General features: G+C 75.2%; 2 protein-coding genes. Both read left to right on the top strand.

Going from position 1 to position 4,262, the window contains the following annotated elements; genetic code table 11:
- A partial coding sequence (cobN, locus tag C1I95_RS32115) for a cobaltochelatase subunit CobN (RefSeq protein ID WP_111219653.1) occupies window positions 1-3,267 on the top strand: 3,267 nt, incomplete at its 5' end.
- Between the two features lie 29 nt (window positions 3,268-3,296).
- A partial coding sequence (locus tag C1I95_RS32120) for a magnesium chelatase ATPase subunit I (protein WP_158566516.1) occupies window positions 3,297-4,262 on the top strand: 966 nt, incomplete at its 3' end.

Here is a 4,262-nt window from a genome sequence, read left to right on the forward strand (position 1 = left end):
CCCGCCTACGGCGTGCACGGGGACCGCCCCACGTACCCCGACCGGCCCACCATCGGCATCGTCTTCTACCGGGCGCACGCGCTAGCCGGGAACACCGGGTTCGTCGACGTGCTCGCCGACGCGGTCGAGGCGGCCGGCGGCAACGCCCTGCCGGTGTTCTGCGGCTCGCTGCGCGGGCTCACCGTGGGTGCCGGGCCGCTCGGCCTGTTCGCCCGGTGCGACGCCCTGGTCGTCACCGTGCTGGCCGCGGGCGGCACGGTCGCCGCCGACGCCTCCGGCGGGGGCGACTCGGACGCCTGGGACGTCGGCGCACTCGCCGCCCTGGACGTGCCGGTGATCCAGGCCCTCTGCCTGACCAGCACCCGCGAGCAGTGGGCCGGCAGCGACGGCGGACTGTCCCCGCTGGACGCCGCGATGCAGGTGGCCATCCCTGAGTTCGACGGCCGGATCGTCGCCGTGCCGTTCTCCTTCAAACGCGTCGACGCCGACGGCCTGTCGGTCTACGCCGCTGACCCGGAACGCGCCGCCCGGGTGGCCGGCATCGCGGTGCGGCACGCGCGGCTACGGCACCTGCCGGCCGCCGACAAGCGGCTGGCGGTGGTGCTCAGCTCCTACCCGACCAAGCACTCCCGGGTCGGCAACGCGGTCGGCCTGGACACCCCCGCCTCGGCGGTACGGCTGCTCGCCGCGCTGGCCGAGGCGGGTTACCGGCTCGGGGACGCCGGACCGCCGGCCGACGGGGACGCGCTGATCCACGCGCTGATCGCCGCCGGTGGGCACGACGTGGAGTGGCTCACCCCGGAACAACTGGCCGCCGCCGAGGCCCGGGTGCCCGGCGACGTCTACCGGCGCTGGTTCGACCGGCTACCGGCGTCGCTGCGGGAGCGGATGCACCGACACTGGGGTCCGCCCCCCGGTGAGCTGTACACCGACGACGGCGACATCGTCCTGGCCGGGCTGCGCTTCGGCAACGTGGTGCTGCTGATCCAGCCGCCGCGCGGCTTCGGCGAGAATCCCGTCGCCATCTACCACGACCCGGACCTGCCGCCCAGCCACCACTACCTGGCCGCGTACCGCTGGCTGGCCGCGTCGCCGGCCGACGGCGGCTTCGGCGCGGACGCCGTGGTGCACCTCGGCAAGCACGGCACCCTGGAATGGTTGCCCGGCAAGGGCCTCGGCCTGGCCGCCGACTGCGCGCCCGACGCCGTCTTCGCCGACCTGCCGCTGGTCTACCCGTTCATCGTCAACGATCCGGGGGAGGGCACCCAGGCCAAGCGCCGTGCGCACGCCGTGGTGGTCGACCACCTGGTGCCGCCGATGGCCCGCGCGGAGACCTACGGCGAACTGGCCAAGCTCGAACAGCTGCTCGACGAGTACGCCACCGTGCAGGCCCTCGACCCGGCCAAGGTGCCGGTGGTGCAGGCGCAGATCTGGGAACTGGTGCGTACCGCCGAGCTGCACCACGACCTGCACCAGGCCGACCGGCCCGCCGCCGAGGACTTCGACGACTTCGTGCTGCACCTCGACGGGTACCTGTGCGAGGTCAAGGACGTGCAGATCCGCGACGGGCTGCACGTGCTGGCCGCCGCCCCCACCGGCGAGGCCCGGGTGAACCTGGTCCTCGCGGTCCTGCGGGCCCCGCAGGTGTGGGGCGGGGTACGCGCGCTGCCCGGGCTGCGCCAGGCGCTCGCCGCTGGGTACGGGCTCGACGAGCAGGAACTGCTGGCCGACCCGGGCGCCCGGATCAGCGTGGCCGAGGCGTTGACCGAGGTCGCCGACGGGCCGGCGGTCACCGCCGCCGACGCCGTCGACCTGATCGAGGGGCTGGCCCGGCGGCTGGTCCTCGGCATGGAAACCCTGGGCTGGCCCGCCGACCGGGCCGACGCGGTGGTCGAGGAGGTCACCGGCCGGTCCATTCCGGACGCCGCGTCGGTGCTCCGGTTCGCGGCCAGCGAACTGGTGCCCCGGCTGGACCGCACCACCGACGAGATCGACCGGGTGCTCGCCGCGCTCGACGGCCGGTTCGTGCCGCCCGGGCCGTCCGGCTCACCCACCCGGGGACTGGTCAACGTCCTGCCCACCGGGCGGAACTTCTACTCCGTCGACCCGAAGGCCATCCCCAGCCGCAACGCCTGGGACGTCGGGCAGGCCCTCGCCGACTCGCTGCTCGCCCGGCACCTCGCCGACACCGGCAGCTACCCCCGGGCGGTCGGGCTCACCGTGTGGGGCACCAGCGCCATGCGTACCCAGGGCGACGACATCGCCGAGGTGCTGGCCCTGATCGGCTGCCGCCCGGTCTGGGACGACCGGTCCCGCCGGGTCACCGGCGTCGAGGTGGTGCCCCTCGCGGAGCTGGGCCGGCCCCGGGTCGACGTCACGGTCCGCATCTCCGGGTTCTTCCGGGACGCCTTCCCGCACGTCGTCGCGCTGCTCGACGACGCGGTACGGCAGGTCGCCGCGCTGGACGAGCCGACCGGGGAGAACTTCGTCCGCGCCCACGTGCACGCCGACCTCGCCGCGCACGGCGACGAACGCCGGGCCACCGCCCGGATCTTCGGCTCCAAACCGGGGGCGTACGGGGCCGGGCTGCTGCCGCTGATCGACGCCCGCACCTGGCGCGACGACGCCGACCTGGCCGAGGTGTACGCCGTCTGGGGCGGCTACGCCTACGGCCGCGACCTGGACGGGCGCCCGGCCCGCGAGGACATGGAACGCTCGTTCGCCCGGATCGCGGTGGCGGTCAAGAACCAGGACACCCGCGAGCACGACATCGTCGACTCCGACGACTACTTCCAGTACCACGGCGGGATGGTGGCGCTGGTCCGTCACCTCACCGGCACCGCGCCCGCCGCCTACCTGGGCGACTCGGCGATGCCGCACGACGTGCGTACCCGCACCCTGGCCGAGGAGACCCGGCGGGTGTTCCGGGCCCGGGTGGTCAACCCGCGCTGGATCGCCGCGATGCGGCGGCACGGCTACAAGGGCGCGTTCGAGCTGGCCGCCACCGTGGACTACCTGTTCGGCTACGACGCCACCGCCGGGGTCGTCGACGACTGGATGTACGAGAACCTGGCCGCCGCGTACGTCTTCGACCCACCGACGCGGGACTTCCTGACCGAGTCGAACCCGTGGGCGTTGCGCGGCATCACCGAGCGGCTGCTGGAGGCCGCCGACCGGGGGATGTGGACCGCACCCGAGCCGGCCACCCTCGACCGGCTCCGCGAGACCTACCTGGCAAGCGAGGGCGATCTGGAGGACCGGCCGTGACCAATTTCCCGTTCTCCGCGGTGCTCGGCATGGACGACCTGCGGCTGGCCCTGCTGCTCAACGCGGTCAACCCGGCCATCGGCGGGGTGCTCGTCCGCGGCGAGAAGGGCACCGCCAAATCCACCGCCGTGCGGGCCCTCGCCGCGCTGCTGCCCCCGGTCGACCGGGTGGCCGGCTGCCGGTTCGGCTGCGACCCGGCCGCCCCCGACCAGACCTGCCCGGACGGGCCGCACCCGGCCACCGCCGGGGTCGAGCGCCGCCCGGCCCGGCTGGTCGAGCTGCCCGTGGGCGCCGCCGAGGACCGGGTGGTCGGCTCGCTCGACCTGGAGCAGGCCCTCGGCGCGGGAGTACGCGCGTACGAGCCCGGCCTGCTCGCCGCCGCGCACCGGGGCCTGCTCTACGTCGACGAGGTCAACCTGCTCCACGACCACCTGGTCGACCTGCTCCTCGACGCCGCCGCGATGGGCCGCTGCCACGTCGAGCGGGAGGGCGTGTCGGTCAGCCACGCCGCCCGTTTCCTGCTGGTCGGCACGATGAACCCGGAGGAGGGGGAGCTGCGCCCGCAGCTGCTCGACCGGTTCGGCCTCACCGTCACCGTCGCCGCCAGCCGGGACCCGGTGGTCCGCGCCGAGGTGGTCCGCCGCCGGCTCGCCGCCGACGCCGACCCGGCCGGCTTCGCCGCCCGCTGGGCCGACCCGGACGCGGCCGTCGCCGACCGGGTGGCCCGCGCCCGCGGACGGCTGGACCGGGTCCGGCTACCCGACTCCGCGCTGCGCCAGATCGCCGAGGTGTGTGCCGCGTTCGACGTGGACGGCATGCGCGCCGACATCGTCGCGGCCCGTACCGCCGTGGCGCACGCCGCCTGGCAGGGCCGCGACCGGGTGGACGCGGAGGACGTCCGGGTGGCGGCCCGGCTGGCCCTGCCGCACCGGCGCCGCCGCGACCCGTTCGACAGTCCCGGGCTGGACGAACAGCGCCTCGACGAGGCGTTGGAC

It is taken from the genome of Micromonospora craterilacus, from assembly GCF_003236315.1.
GTDB classification, from domain to species: Bacteria; Actinomycetota; Actinomycetes; order Mycobacteriales; family Micromonosporaceae; genus Micromonospora; species Micromonospora craterilacus.